16 protein-coding genes are annotated in these 14,240 nt (G+C 47.6%); all 16 read right to left on the bottom strand.

All coding sequences use genetic code 11. From position 1 onward, the window contains the following. Positions 1 to 124: 124 nt before the first annotated feature. The gene (rpsQ, locus tag CF168_RS01110; protein WP_011070622.1) at positions 125 to 373 is read right to left on the bottom strand and encodes a 30S ribosomal protein S17; all 249 of its coding nucleotides are present in this window, start codon (positions 371 to 373) and stop codon (positions 125 to 127) included. After that, a complete protein-coding gene (gene rpmC, locus CF168_RS01105) occupies positions 373 to 564 on the bottom strand; it encodes a 50S ribosomal protein L29 (protein ID WP_007644429.1) in 192 nt (63 codons plus the stop codon). Before rpmC ends, rpsQ begins: the two co-directional genes overlap by 1 nt. After that, positions 564 to 974: a 50S ribosomal protein L16 gene (gene rplP, locus CF168_RS01100; protein WP_006083593.1), complete on the bottom strand. Its 411-nt coding sequence runs from the start codon at positions 972 to 974 to the stop codon at positions 564 to 566. Before rplP ends, rpmC begins: the two co-directional genes overlap by 1 nt. Positions 975 to 985: 11 nt before the next feature. Further along, on the bottom strand, positions 986 to 1,678 hold the full coding sequence (rpsC, locus tag CF168_RS01095) for a 30S ribosomal protein S3 (protein ID WP_011070621.1): 693 nt from the start codon (positions 1,676 to 1,678) through the stop codon (positions 986 to 988). 9 nt (positions 1,679 to 1,687) lie between these two features. Next, positions 1,688 to 2,020: a 50S ribosomal protein L22 gene (gene rplV, locus CF168_RS01090; RefSeq protein ID WP_006083595.1), complete on the bottom strand. Its 333-nt coding sequence runs from the start codon at positions 2,018 to 2,020 to the stop codon at positions 1,688 to 1,690. A gap of 15 nt (positions 2,021 to 2,035) precedes the next feature. Then, a complete protein-coding gene (gene rpsS / locus CF168_RS01085; RefSeq protein ID WP_006083596.1) occupies positions 2,036 to 2,314 on the bottom strand; it encodes a 30S ribosomal protein S19 in 279 nt (92 codons plus the stop codon). Positions 2,315 to 2,328: 14 nt separating this feature from the next. Next, positions 2,329 to 3,153 (bottom strand): 50S ribosomal protein L2, encoded by an 825-nt coding sequence (rplB, locus tag CF168_RS01080; RefSeq protein WP_011621028.1) that lies wholly within the window; start codon positions 3,151 to 3,153, stop codon positions 2,329 to 2,331. A 16-nt stretch (positions 3,154 to 3,169) separates the two neighbouring features. Then, a complete protein-coding gene (rplW, locus tag CF168_RS01075) occupies positions 3,170 to 3,472 on the bottom strand; it encodes a 50S ribosomal protein L23 (RefSeq protein WP_039977607.1) in 303 nt (100 codons plus the stop codon). Next, entirely contained in the window at positions 3,472 to 4,077 is a 606-nt protein-coding gene (gene rplD, locus CF168_RS01070; RefSeq protein WP_011070618.1) for a 50S ribosomal protein L4, read from the bottom strand. The genes rplW and rplD overlap by 1 nt, the downstream gene beginning before the upstream one ends. A 17-nt stretch (positions 4,078 to 4,094) precedes the next feature. Next, entirely contained in the window at positions 4,095 to 4,733 is a 639-nt protein-coding gene (gene rplC, locus CF168_RS01065; protein ID WP_011070617.1) for a 50S ribosomal protein L3, read from the bottom strand. Positions 4,734 to 4,760: 27 nt separating this feature from the next. After that, entirely contained in the window at positions 4,761 to 5,072 is a 312-nt protein-coding gene (gene rpsJ, locus CF168_RS01060) for a 30S ribosomal protein S10 (protein ID WP_011070616.1), read from the bottom strand. 337 nt (positions 5,073 to 5,409) lie between these two features. Beyond that, a complete protein-coding gene (gene tuf, locus CF168_RS01055) occupies positions 5,410 to 6,594 on the bottom strand; it encodes an elongation factor Tu (RefSeq protein ID WP_011715454.1) in 1,185 nt (394 codons plus the stop codon). Positions 6,595 to 6,665: 71 nt separating this feature from the next. After that, positions 6,666 to 8,762, bottom strand: a complete 2,097-nt coding sequence (gene fusA, locus CF168_RS01050) for an elongation factor G (RefSeq protein WP_089066697.1) — start codon at positions 8,760 to 8,762, stop codon at positions 6,666 to 6,668. A 78-nt stretch (positions 8,763 to 8,840) separates the two neighbouring features. Continuing rightward, positions 8,841 to 9,311 (bottom strand): 30S ribosomal protein S7, encoded by a 471-nt coding sequence (rpsG, locus tag CF168_RS01045; RefSeq protein WP_011070613.1) that lies wholly within the window; start codon positions 9,309 to 9,311, stop codon positions 8,841 to 8,843. 82 nt (positions 9,312 to 9,393) lie between these two features. Continuing rightward, positions 9,394 to 9,768: a 30S ribosomal protein S12 gene (gene rpsL, locus CF168_RS01040; protein WP_011494631.1), complete on the bottom strand. Its 375-nt coding sequence runs from the start codon at positions 9,766 to 9,768 to the stop codon at positions 9,394 to 9,396. Between the two features lie 179 nt (positions 9,769 to 9,947). Further along, positions 9,948 to 14,165 carry a DNA-directed RNA polymerase subunit beta' gene (rpoC, locus tag CF168_RS01035; protein WP_089066696.1) on the bottom strand — a complete coding sequence of 1,406 codons (4,218 nt, stop codon included), beginning with the start codon at positions 14,163 to 14,165 and terminating at the stop codon, positions 9,948 to 9,950. Positions 14,166 to 14,240: the final 75 nt, after the last annotated feature.

The raw sequence follows: 14,240 nt of genomic DNA, 5'->3' as shown, positions 1-14,240 counted from the left end.
CCATTTTTGCTTTGAATTTAGTCAAAAATGGCGCGCAAATATAACACCATAAATATGGAATGTATAGTATTAAAAAACAAACGGCCCCAAATACTGGAGCCGTTTACCTAAATACCTAATACAATTAGGCCTTTGATACTACTTCAACCAGAGTCCAAGATTTAGTCTTAGACAGAGGACGACATTCGCGGATCGCTACTACATCGCCTTCGTTGCACTGATTAGCTTCATCGTGTGCATGGATCTTAGTCGTACGCTTAATGTACTTCCCATAGATTGGGTGTTTCACTTGGCGTTCGATAGCTACAGTAATGGTTTTATCCATTTTGTTGCTTGTCACACGACCTTGCAAAGTACGGATTTTATCAGACATTATGCACCCGCCTTAGAAGTAATAATGGTCTTAACGCGCGCAATGTTACGGCGCACTAATTTCAGTTGATGAGTCTGAGTCAACTGACCAGTGGCGTGTTGCATACGCAGGTTGAACTGCTCACGCAGCAGACCAAGTAGTTCAGCGTTCAATTCTTCAACGCTCTTTTCTCTTAGTTCGCTCGCTTTCATTACATCACCGTCTTAGTTACGAAGGTAGTCTTAATTGGAAGCTTGGCAGCAGCTAAAGCAAACGCTTCACGAGCGATCACTTCAGAAACACCATTCATCTCATAAAGAACCTTACCAGGTTGAATCTGACATACCCAGTATTCAACGTTACCTTTACCTTTACCCATACGCACTTCAAGAGGCTTAGAGGTAATTGGCTTGTCCGGGAAAACTCGAATCCAAATTTGTCCCTGACGCTTAATGTGACGTGTCATGGCACGACGTGCAGATTCGATCTGACGAGCAGTTAAACGACCACGGCCGACTGCTTTCAGACCAAAAGTACCAAAGCTAACTTCGGTACCGTTCGCTAGACCGCGGTTGCGGCCTTTGAACATCTTGCGAAACTTCATACGTTTAGGTTGCAGCATTGCCGGCTCTCCTATTTACCACGAGGCTTGCGCTTAGGTTGCTGCTGTTTCGGCTCTTCAATCTGTGGCAGCATTCCGTCCAGAACTTCACCTTTGAAGATCCAAACTTTAATACCAATCACACCGTATTGAGTGTGACTTTCAGAGGTTGAATAGTCGATATCAGCACGCAGTGTATGCAAAGGTACACGACCTTCACGGTACCACTCAGAGCGCGCAATCTCAGCACCGCCTAAACGGCCACTAACTTCAACTTTGATACCTTGAGCACCAATACGCATTGCGTTTTGAACCGCACGCTTCATAGCGCGACGGAACATAACACGACGCTCTAATTGCTGTGCAATTGAGTCAGCAACTAACTTGGCATCTAGCTCAGGTTTACGGATCTCAGCGATGTTAATTTGAGCAGGAGTGCCAGCCAGTTTTGAAACTGCAGCACGCAATACTTCAACGTCTTCACCTTTCTTACCGATCACAACGCCTGGACGGGCAGTGTGAATAGTAACGCGGATGCTTTTCGCTGGGCGTTCAATAACAATCTTAGATACTGATGCAGCTTGCAGTTTGTCTGCAAGATACTTACGCACTTCCCAGTCGCTGTTCAGGTTATTTGCATAATCTGACTTATCTGCGTACCAGGTAGAGATCCAAGGCTTGGTGATACCCAGACGGATACCATTAGGATGTACTTTCTGTCCCATTGCTCTCTCCTAGCGATCTGATACAACCACAGTGATGTGGCTGGTACGCTTCATGATACGATCAGCGCGGCCTTTAGCACGTGGCATGATACGCTTCATAGTTGGACCCTCGTCAACGAAGACGGCGCCTACTTTTAGCTCATCAATGTCAGCGCCTTCGTTGTGTTCGGCGTTTGCGATAGCTGAGTCAAGTACTTTTTTAACCAGTACGGCGGCTTTCTTTGGGCTGAAAGTCAAAATTTCGAGGGCCTTAGCAACAGGCAAACCACGAATTTGATCGGCAACCAGACGAGCCTTCTGCGCAGACGTACGGGCAAAACGATGTTTAGCTAAAACTTCCATCTTATTCCTCCCGTATTAACGCTTCTTCGCTTTCTTATCAGCAGCATGGCCGCGATAAGTGCGAGTTGGTGAGAATTCACCAAGTTTGTGGCCGATCATTTCGTCAGTTACGAACACAGGAACGTGCTGACGACCATTATGGACAGCGATGGTCAAACCAATCATGTTTGGAATGATCATTGAGCGACGTGACCAAGTCTTAATAGGCTTTTTGTCACCGGCTTCCATCGCTTTCTCTACCTTCTTCAGCAAGTGCAGGTCAATGAAGGGACCTTTCTTGAGAGAACGTGGCATGGCGAATCCTCTTACTATTTATTACGACGACGTACGATGTACTTGTCAGTGCGCTTGTTACTACGAGTCTTATAACCCTTAGTTGGCACACCCCATGGAGTCACTGGGTGACGACCACCAGAAGTACGGCCTTCACCACCACCGTGTGGGTGGTCTACTGGGTTCATTGCAACACCGCGAACTGTTGGGCGAACGCCTCTCCAGCGCTTAGCACCTGCTTTACCTAACTGGCGTAGCATGTGTTCGGCATTACCAACTTCACCAAATGTTGCGCGGCAATCAACTGGCACTTTGCGCATTTCGCCAGAGCGAAGACGTAAAGTGGCATATGCGCCATCACGAGCAACAACTTGTACATAAGCACCCGCTGAACGCGCGATCTGAGCACCTTTACCAGGCTTCATTTCTACAGCGTGCACAACAGAACCTACTGGAATGTTGCGCAGTGGCATTGCGTTACCGGTTTTGATTTCGGCTTCAACACCAGACTGGATCTTGTCGCCAGCTTGCATGCCTTTAGCAGCAAGGATGTAACGACGCTCACCATCCGCATACAGTACTAGAGCGATGTGCGCAGTACGGTTTGGATCGTATTCCAGACGCTCGATTTTTGCAGGGATACCGTCTTTATCGCGTTTGAAGTCGATTAAACGGTAATGCTGCTTGTGACCGCCACCAACGTGACGAACAGTGATACGGCCAGTGTTGTTACGGCCACCACTTTTAGATTTTTTCGCCAACAGGCCAGCAAAAGGTTTACCCTTGTGCAGGTCAGAGTTCACCACTTTAACAACGTGGCGACGACCTGGAGAGGTTGGCTTACACTTAATAACTGCCATGATAATTCTCCTTTGCTTACTCAGCGCCGCCGACGAAATCGATGTCAGCACCAGCAGCTAAAGTCACGTAGGCTTTTTTCCAATCGCTACGACGGCCAGCACGGCCACCAGTACGTTTAGTTTTGCCTTTGCTCACTAAAGTGCGAACTGATTCGACTTCAACTTCAAATAGCTTAGCAACAGCAGCTTTGATTTCAGCTTTAGTTGCATCGATAGCTACGCGGAAAACAACAGTGTTGTGCTTCTCAGCATTCACAGTGCTCTTTTCAGAGATGTGAGGTGCAAGAATTACTTTTAGCAAACGTTCTTCGCGGATCATCATGCTAGCATCTCCTCGATTTGCTTAACTGCATCAGCAGTCACAAGCACTGTGTTGAACGCGATCAGACTTACTGGGTCTAGACCTGCAACGTCACGAACGTCAACCTTGTACAGGTTGCGAGCTGCTAAGAATAAATTCTCGTCAACTTCTGAAGTCACAATTAACACGTCTTCTAAGTTCATTGCTTTCAGTTTAGCTTTCAGCTCTTTAGTTTTAGGAGCTTCAACGCTGAATGATTCAACAACAACCAGACGGTCTTGACGTACCAGCTCAGACAGAATGCTTTTCAGCGCGCCGCGGTACATCTTCTTGTTAACTTTTTGGCTGTGATCTTGAGTTTTAGCAGCGAAAGTTACGCCACCGCCACGCCAGATTGGGCCCTTAACACCACCCGCACGAGCGCGGCCAGTGCCTTTTTGGCGCCATGGCTTTTTGCCAGAGCCAGTTACTTCCGCACGAGTCTTTTGAGCACGAGTGCCCTGACGTGCGTTTGCAGCGTATGCTACAACTACCTGATGAACCAGTGCCTCGTTAAAGTCACGGCCGAAGGTAGTTTCGGAAACTTCAAGAGCGCTTTGCGCGTCTTTCAATACCAATTCCATTACTATCTCCTCAGACCTTAAGCTTTAACTGCAGGCTTGATGATCAGGTCGCCGTTAGTTGCGCCCGGAACAGCACCTTTAACCAGTAGCAGGTTACGTTCAACATCTACACGTACAACGTCCAGATTTTGAGTAGTAACACGCTCGGCACCCATGTGGCCTGACATTTTCTTGCCTTTAAATACGCGACCAGGCGTTTGGTTCTGACCGATAGAACCGTTCGAACGGTGCGACAAAGAGTTACCGTGAGTCATATCTTGAGTACGGAAGTTCCAACGCTTAACGCCGCCTTGGAAGCCTTTACCTTTAGATTGACCAGTAACGTCAACTTTCGCTACATCAGCGAAGATACCTACATTTAGCTCAGCACCAACTTCAATGCCTTCGCCTTCACCGTCTGCCAGACGCAATTCCCACAGTCCACGACCGGCTTCAACACCGCTCTTGGCAAAGTGACCTGCTTCTGGTTTAGTGATGCGATTGGCTTTTTTGGTACCAGTAGTAACTTGAAGCGCGCGGTAACCGTCAGTTTCTAAAGTTTTCACTTGAGTAACACGGTTGCCAGCAACTTCAATTACTGTAACAGGTATAGAAACACCATCTTCAGTGAAGATGCGAGTCATACCAACTTTACGACCAATAAGACCGATAGCCATCTCTCAAACCTCTTCTAAGGATCTCAATTAACCCAAGCTAATCTGTACGTCGACACCAGCCGCAAGATCTAAACGCATTAGAGCGTCTACAGTCTTTTCAGTTGGCTCTACGATGTCAACCAGGCGCTTGTGAGTACGTAATTCGTACTGGTCACGAGCATCTTTATTAACGTGCGGAGAGATCAAAACGGTATAACGCTCTTTGCGCGTAGGTAGTGGAATTGGACCACGTACTTGGGCGCCTGTACGCTTAGCAGTTTCAACGATTTCCGCTGTAGACTGATCAATTAAGCGATGATCAAATCCTTTTAAGCGGATACGGATTCTTTGGTTCTGCATTGACCAGAGCTCCTAAAATGGACACATAAAAAATCACCCTCTAGCTTCTTCCCAACTGGAAAAGCAGAGCGAGATGATTTAACCGTTCGACTCCCAATCGGAGCCGCTATGATAATGACGAATTCATTGACTCATCATTTAATTCGCTAACCTAGGTTAACGAGGGGGCCATTATACTTATCTAAAATTAGATTTCAAGCCCGCTGTGTAAATAGTCATCAAAAAGACTATTCAACTTCAGATTGGCGGGTATTTTACACAAATTTCAGAATAACGCCAGCCCAAAATAAAAAAGGAAGCCGAAGCTTCCTTTTTCAGTACTATAACTAATTCGCGATTAAGCGAAAATCTTAGCTACAACACCAGCACCTACTGTACGGCCACCTTCACGGATTGCGAAGCGTAAACCTTCGTCCATCGCGATTGGGCAGATCAGAGTGACTTTCATCTTGATGTTGTCGCCTGGCATTACCATCTCTACGCCTTCTGGCAGTTCGATAGTTCCAGTCACGTCAGTTGTACGGAAGTAGAACTGTGGACGGTAGCCTTTGAAGAATGGAGTGTGACGACCACCTTCTTCTTTTGACAGAACGTATACTTCTGATTCAAAAGTAGTGTGTGGGTTGATTGAACCTGGCTTAGATAATACTTGACCACGTTCTACGTCATCACGCTTAGTACCACGTAACAGGATACCACAGTTCTCACCTGCACGACCTTCGTCAAGCAGCTTACGGAACATTTCAACACCAGTACAGGTTGTCTTAGTAGTTGCACGGATACCAACGATTTCTACTTCGTCACCAACACGTACGATACCACGCTCAACACGACCAGTTACTACTGTACCACGGCCAGAGATTGAGAATACGTCTTCGATTGGCATCAGGAATGGCTTATCGATATCACGCTCTGGTTCTGGAATGTAAGAATCCAGTGCCGCTGCTAATTCGATGATCTTAGCTTCCCACTCTGGCTCGCCTTCTAGCGCTTTCAGAGCTGAACCTTGGATAACTGGTAAGTCATCACCTGGGAAGTCGTATTCTGATAACAGTTCACGTACTTCCATTTCTACTAATTCTAACAGTTCAGCATCGTCAACCATGTCACACTTGTTCATGAATACGATGATGAATGGTACGCCTACTTGGCGAGACAGCAGGATGTGCTCACGAGTTTGTGGCATTGGACCGTCAGTAGAAGCTACTACCAGGATCGCGCCGTCCATCTGTGCAGCACCAGTGATCATGTTTTTAACATAGTCAGCGTGGCCTGGGCAGTCTACGTGTGCGTAGTGGCGAGTTGGAGTATCGTATTCGATGTGAGAGGTATTGATGGTAATACCGCGCTCACGCTCTTCTGGAGCGTTATCGATTTGAGAGAAGTCTTTAGCTTCACCACCGTAGGTCTTAGCCAGTACGTGAGAGATAGCTGCAGTCAGAGTGGTTTTACCATGGTCAACGTGACCGATGGTGCCCACGTTTACGTGAGGCTTATTACGTTCAAATTTAGCTTTTGCCACGATATATTCCTTTCTTTTCAGAATAATCCTGTATCAACAGGACCATATTACATTTATGTCGTAACTTAAAATTAGCTACGAGATTCAATAATCGCTTTCGCAATGTTTTGCGGTGCATCAGTGTACTTCAAGAACTCCATGGAGTAGGAAGCACGACCCTGAGTCGCAGAACGCAAATCAGTTGCATAACCAAACATTTCAGAAAGAGGCACTACAGCATGGACTATTTTGATGCCACCAAAGCCATCATCCATACCTTCAATCAAACCACGACGACGGTTTAAGTCACCAACCACATCGCCCATGTAGTTCTCAGGAGTAGTTACTTCTACTTTCATGCAAGGCTCGAGCAACACAGGATTCGCTTCGAGCGCACCCTTTTTGAAGCCCATAGAACCCGCAATTTTGAACGCCATTTCATTCGAGTCCACATCGTGATATGAACCGTCGAACAGAGTGACCTTCACGTCCAACACAGGGAAGCCGGCGAGAACACCGTTCTTCATCTGCTCTTGGATACCTTTATCAACCGCTGGAATGAATTCACGTGGAACTACACCCCCAACGATCGCGTTGATAAATTCGTAACCAGCGCCTTCTTCATTAGGCTCTAGTTTTAACCAAACATGACCGAATTGTCCACGGCCACCTGATTGGCGTACAAATTTACCTTCAGCCTCGACTGATGCGCGAATGGTTTCGCGGTAGGCCACTTGTGGCTTACCAACGTTACACTCAACACCAAATTCGCGACGCATACGGTCAACGATAATGTCTAAGTGTAACTCACCCATTCCAGAAATCAGTGTTTGTGATGATTCCTCGTCAGTCTCAACCCGGAAGGATGGATCTTCAGCTGCGAGTTTTTGCAGCGCAATACCCATTTTATCTTGGTCTGCTTTAGACTTAGGCTCAACGGCAATGGTAATTACTGGCTCAGGGAACTCCATGCGTTCCAAGATCACCTTGTGATCAGGATCACAAAGTGTATCACCCGTGGTGACTTCTTTCAGACCGATAGCCGCAGCGATATCACCTGCACGAACTTCTTTCAGTTCTGTACGATCGTTAGCGTGCATTTGCACGATACGGCCGATACGTTCACGCTTCTGTTTAACAGAGTTATAAACGCCAGAACCTGATTCGAGTACGCCAGAGTACACGCGAATAAAGGTCAAAGTACCCACGAACGGGTCTGTAGCAATCTTAAATGCCAACGCCGCAAAAGGGGCATTGTCATCTGATGGGCGCTCAACTTCTTGCTCATTGTCATCAATGCCCTTAATTGGAGGCACATCGACGGGGGCTGGCAAGAATTCCACAACCGCATCAAGAACCGCTTGAACGCCTTTGTTCTTAAATGCAGAACCACAGGTCGCTAAAACGATTTCATTATTAATAGTACGCTGACGCAGTGCCTTTTTTATCTCGTCTTCTGACAGTGTGCCTTCTTCAAGGTACTTGTCCATCAGTTCATCCGAGGCCTCGGCTGCTGCCTCAACCAGATACTCATGCATTTCAGCCGCTTTCGCCGCTAACTCTGCAGGGATCTCTTCATAAGTGAAAGTCATACCCTGGTCCGCTTCGTTCCAGTTAATGGCTTTCATCTTGATTAAGTCGATCACGCCAGTGAAGTTTTCTTCTGCGCCGATATTCAATTGAATAGGCACACAAGTCGCTCCCAGGCGAGTTCTGATTTGCTTCACTACACGTTCAAAGTCCGCACCTGCGCGGTCCATCTTGTTAACAAACACTAAGCGTGGAACGCGGTATTTGTCAGCTTGACGCCAAACGGTTTCTGATTGAGGTTCAACACCTGAAGAACCACAGAAAACCACTACAGCGCCGTCGAGAACGCGCAAAGAACGTTCAACTTCAATAGTGAAGTCAACGTGACCAGGGGTATCGATGATATTGATGCGGTGTTCAGTGAATTGAGCATCCATACCACGCCAGAATGTGGTTACAGCAGCCGAGGTGATAGTAATACCACGCTCTTGCTCTTGTACCATCCAGTCAGTGGTCGCGGCGCCGTCATGCACCTCACCGATTTTATGAGACAAACCGGTATAGAACAGAACACGTTCTGTTGTGGTGGTTTTACCTGCATCCACATGAGCACAAATACCGATATTACGATAACGCTCAATTGGGGTTGTACGAGCCACTATTATACCCTCTCCACCAAGACAATTGCCTTGGCAATATCAACAACAATGGTGTGGGCCTAAGCCCACACCATCAAATTACCAACGGTAATGAGCAAAGGCCTTGTTAGCTTCAGCCATGCGGTGCACGTCTTCACGCTTCTTAACAGCAGTACCTTTGTTTTCAGACGCATCTAGCATTTCACCTGCTAGACGTAAAGCCATAGATTTTTCACCACGCTTACGAGCAGCTTCAACTAACCAGCGCATCGCCAGTGCGTTACGACGCACAGGACGAACTTCACATGGTACCTGGTAAGTAGAACCACCAACACGACGAGATTTAACCTCGACTGATGGGCGTACGTTGTCCAGGGCTGCTTCAAGGATGTCTAAATGATTAGCGCCTTTCTTTTCAGCGATAACATCCAGCGCCTTGTAAATGATTTTTTCTGCAGTCGACTTTTTGCCGTCTTGCATAATGACGTTGATGAACTTAGCCAGCAACTCACTGTGAAACTTTGGATCTGGTAGGATTTTACGTTGTCCTACAACGCGACGTCTTGGCATAACAATTCTCCGTATGCTTCAGGGATTTCCAAAACTGGAATTCTCAAAATAAAACTAGCTTGGCCTTACTTAACGGATTGCGTTAAGACTTAGGACGCTTAGCACCGTACTTAGAACGACCTTGGCGACGAGTGTTCACGCCAGCACAGTCTAGGGCGCCACGAACAGTGTGATAGCGCACACCTGGTAAGTCTTTTACACGACCACCACGGATTAAGATCACGCTGTGTTCCTGCAGGTTGTGGCCTTCACCGCCGATGTACGAAGTTACTTCGAAACCGTTAGTTAAGCGCACACGAGCTACTTTACGTAGTGCAGAGTTAGGTTTTTTAGGGGTAGTAGTGTACACACGTGTACATACACCACGTTTTTGTGGGCACGCGTTCAACGCAGGCACGTTAGTCTTTTCGACTTTAGGTGCGCGTGGCTTACGTACCAACTGGTTTACAGTTGCCATGTATAGCTCCGAAACAGTTGAATCAAACTCAACGATAAGGTGTGAAAAATCTATATCCCACAATGGTGGGACGCGGAATTTTAGAAAGGTAATGCCTGACTGTCAAGAAATAGCCAACTTTTGCGGCATTTTACAATAAAAAAGGCGCCATAGGCGCCTTTTTGTTACAAACTGATTACTTAATCTTGGCTACCAGCCAGGTTTAGGAGGTCTGCAAGGTTTTGTTCTGCTTCACTTGCAGTGATCTTATTCACTACAACTGGCTCGTCTTTCTTAGCACGGGCATCGTTACGGGTCTTGTGATAAGCATAACCAGTACCGGCTGGGATCAGACGGCCAACGATTACGTTTTCTTTCAGACCACGTAAGTTATCAGACTTACCACCTACGGCAGCTTCTGTCAGTACGCGAGTTGTTTCTTGGAACGATGCTGCAGAGATGAACGATTCTGTTGCCAGAGACGCTTTGGTAATACCCAGCAGTTCACGTTCGAAGGTCGCAGGCACTTTGCCTTGTTCGATCAGGTCGCGGTTAGCGATCTTCACGCGAGACACTTCTACTTGTTCGCCTTCTAAGAACTCACTGTCACCCGCAGAGGTGATCACGCACTTACGCAGCATTTGACGGATGATCACTTCGATATGTTTATCGTTGATCTTCACGCCTTGTAGACGGTATACGTCTTGCACTTCATTCACAATGTAGTTTGCTACGTTGTGGATGCCACGTAGACGCAGAATGTCGTGCGCCGCTTCTGGACCGTCAGCAATAACTTCACCACGTTCGACTTTTTCACCTTCGAACACGTTTAAGTTACGCCATTTCGGGATCATCTCTTCGTACTGTTCACCGCCATCCGCTGGTGTGATCACCAGACGACGCTTGCCTTTGGTCTCTTTACCAAACGAGATGGTACCAGAGATTTCCGCCAGAATTGCTGGCTCTTTTGGCTTACGGGCTTCGAACAGGTCAGCAACGCGTGGTAGACCACCCGTGATGTCGCGTGTTTTAGACGATTCTTGTGGAATACGTGCTAACGCGTCACCCACGGCGATTTGCGCGTTGTCGTCAAGGTTAACGATCGCACTACCTGGTAAGAAGTATTGTGCAGGTACTTCAGTACCTGGGATCATCAGGTCGCTACCGTCGGCACCAACCAGACGGATCATTGGGCGCATTTCTTTACCCGCTGAACCACGTTGACCCACGTCGAGGATCACGATTGATGACAGACCAGTCAGTTCGTCTGTTTGACGAGTCATGGTCACGCCGTCGATCATGTCAACGAACTTAATACTACCCGCCACTTCAGTGATGATTGGGTGAGTATGTGGATCCCAGTTAGCGATGATATCGCCCGCTTCAACTGATGCTTCTTCTAACTTCTCGAGCACAGTACCGTAAGGCACTTTATAACGCTCTTTCTCACGACCTAATTCGTCGATGATCGCCAGTTCAGAAGAACGAGAAACGATAACCAGCTTGCCGTCAGTGTTAGTCACGTACTTAGCGTTGTGCAGTTTCAACGAACCAGAGTTCTTCACTTGAACGTTGTTTTCTGCAGACGCTCTCGATGCCGCACCACCGATGTGGAACGTACGCATCGTTAACTGTGTACCTGGTTCACCGATTGATTGTGCCGCGACAACACCGATGGCTTCGCCGTGGTTAATCAGGTGACCACGGGCTAAGTCACGGCCATAACATGCCGCACACACACCGAAGTCGGTATCACAGGTAATTACTGAACGTACAATCACTTCGTCGATTGAGTGTTCTTCTAACTTGTCACACCATGCTTCGTCGAGCAGAGTGTTACGTGGTGCAAGCACATCTTCTGTACCTGGGTACAGAACATCAACAGCAACCACACGACCCAGTACGCGTTCACGCAATGGCTCAACAACGTCACCACCTTCGATCAGCGGCTTCATTGTTAGACCTTCGTGAGTACCACAATCGTCTTCGATGACCACTAAGTCTTGAGCAACGTCAACCAGACGACGAGTCAGGTAACCCGAGTTCGCTGTCTTCAATGCGGTATCGGCTAGACCTTTACGCGCACCGTGGGTTGAGATGAAGTACTGAAGTACGTTCAGACCTTCACGGAAGTTCGCTACGATTGGGGTTTCGATGATCGAACCGTCTGGTTTCGCCATCAGACCACGCATACCCGCTAACTGACGGATCTGTGCGGCACTACCACGAGCGCCCGAGTCGGCCATCATGTAAATGCTGTTGAACGAAGCTTGTTTCTCTTCAACGCCATCACGGTTAATCACTGTCTCAGTTGACAGGTTTTCCATCATCGCTTTAGAAACTTTTTCGTTCGCACTTGCCCAGATGTCGATTACTTTGTTGTAACGCTCACCCGCGGTAACCAGACCTGATTGGAACTGCTCTTGAATTTCGAGCACTTCTGCTTCAGCGTCAGCAACTAAGGTGTACTTCTCAGCTGGGATCACCATGTCGTCGATACCGACAGATGCACCAGAGATAGTGGCGTAACGGAAACCTGTGTACATCAGTTGGTCAGCGAAGATTACGGTATCTTTCAGACCTAATTGGCGGTAACAAGTGTTCAATAGTTTAGAAATCTGCTTTTTGCCCATGTTCTGGTTAACCAGATCAAATGACAAACCTGCTGGCAGAATTTGTGACAGCAGAGCACGGCCAACAGTAGTATCTACGATACGACGTTGTTCGCTGCGCTCACCATTGTCACCGATAACGGTTTCAGTGATACGCACTTTCACGCGGGCATGCAGTTCAGCAGCGCCAGTTGCGTAAGCTTTTTCAACTTCAGCAACAGACATAAAGTACATACCTTCACCACGGCCGTTGATACGCTCACGGCTGGTGTAGTACAGACCTAATACCACGTCTTGAGACGGCGTGATTACAGGCTCGCCGTTCGCTGGTGACAGGATGTTGTTGGTAGACATCATCAGGGCACGAGCTTCAAGCTGCGCTTCCAGTGTTAACGGTACGTGTACCGCCATTTGGTCACCGTCGAAGTCGGCGTTGTATGCCGCACAAACGAGTGGGTGTAACTGGATTGCTTTACCTTCAATCAGTACAGGTTCGAACGCTTGGATACCCAGTCTGTGCAGTGTTGGTGCACGGTTAAGCATCACTGGATGTTCGCGGATCACTTCATCCAGAACGTCCCAAACTTCCGCCACTTCACGCTCTACCATCTTCTTAGCCGCTTTGATGGTTGTCGCTAAGCCACGACCTTCCAGCTTGCCATAGATGAATGGCTTGAACAGTTCCAGTGCCATCTTTTTAGGAAGACCACATTGGTGCAGACGTAAAGTAGGACCTACGGTAATTACCGAACGACCAGAGTAGTCAACACGCTTACCTAACAAGTTCTGACGGAAACGACCTTGTTTACCTTTGATCATATCGGCCAAAGATTTCAGAGGACGTTTGTTAGAACCAGTAATAGCACGACCACGACGACCGTTATCTAATAGCGCATCAACAGACTCTTGTAACATACGCTTTTCGTTGCGTACGATGATGTCCGGCGCAGCTAAATCTAACAGACGCTTCAAACGGTTGTTACGGTTGATCACGCGGCGGTACAGATCGTTCAGATCTGAAGTCGCGAAGCGGCCGCCATCGAGCGGTACCAGCGGACGTAAGTCAGGTGGTAACACAGGCAGTACTTTTAAGATCATCCACTCTGGCTTGTTGCCAGACGTGTGGAACGCTTCCATCAACTTAAGACGCTTGGTCACTTTCTTGCGACGAGTCTCAGAGTTGATTGATGGCAGCTCTTCACGCATTTGTTCGATTTCTTTTTCGAGATCGATTGCGCGCAGCAGTTCTAATACCGCTTCAGCACCCATCTTAGCTTCGAATTCGTCACCGTATTCTTCTAATGCGTCCAGATAGTTTTCTTCTGTCAGCATTTGGCCACGTTCAAGGCTGGTCATGCCAGGCTCGATCACGACGAAAGATTCAAAATACAGTACGCGCTCGATATCACGCAGCGTCATGTCCAGCATTAAACCGATACGGGACGGCAGTGATTTCAAGAACCAAATGTGGGCAACTGGGCTAGCCAGTTCAATGTGACCCATACGCTCACGACGTACTTTAGTCTGGGTAACTTCTACACCACACTTTTCACAGATCACACCACGGTGCTTCAAACGCTTGTACTTACCGCACAAACATTCGTAATCTTTGACCGGGCCAAAGATACGCGCACAGAACAGACCTTCACGCTCAGGCTTGAAGGTACGGTAGTTAATGGTTTCTGGCTTCTTAACTTCACCAAAAGACCAAGAACGGATCAGATCAGGCGATGCCAGACCAATTTTGATGCCGTTAAATTCTTCAGTCTTGCTTTGCTGTTTCAGAAACTTTAATAAGTCTTTCACGTTTCTCTCCTGAAGGAGTTAAACCGGGTGCTCCGCTCTCACGGAGCACCATTCTGTTGCCAAACGCGGCTAAAT

The sequence above is a fragment of the Shewanella bicestrii genome (genome assembly GCF_002216875.1).
GTDB lineage: Bacteria > Pseudomonadota > Gammaproteobacteria > Enterobacterales > Shewanellaceae > Shewanella > Shewanella seohaensis.
Note: the sequence above shows the minus strand (reverse complement) of the source record. Positions and strands in the feature narration are given on the sequence as shown.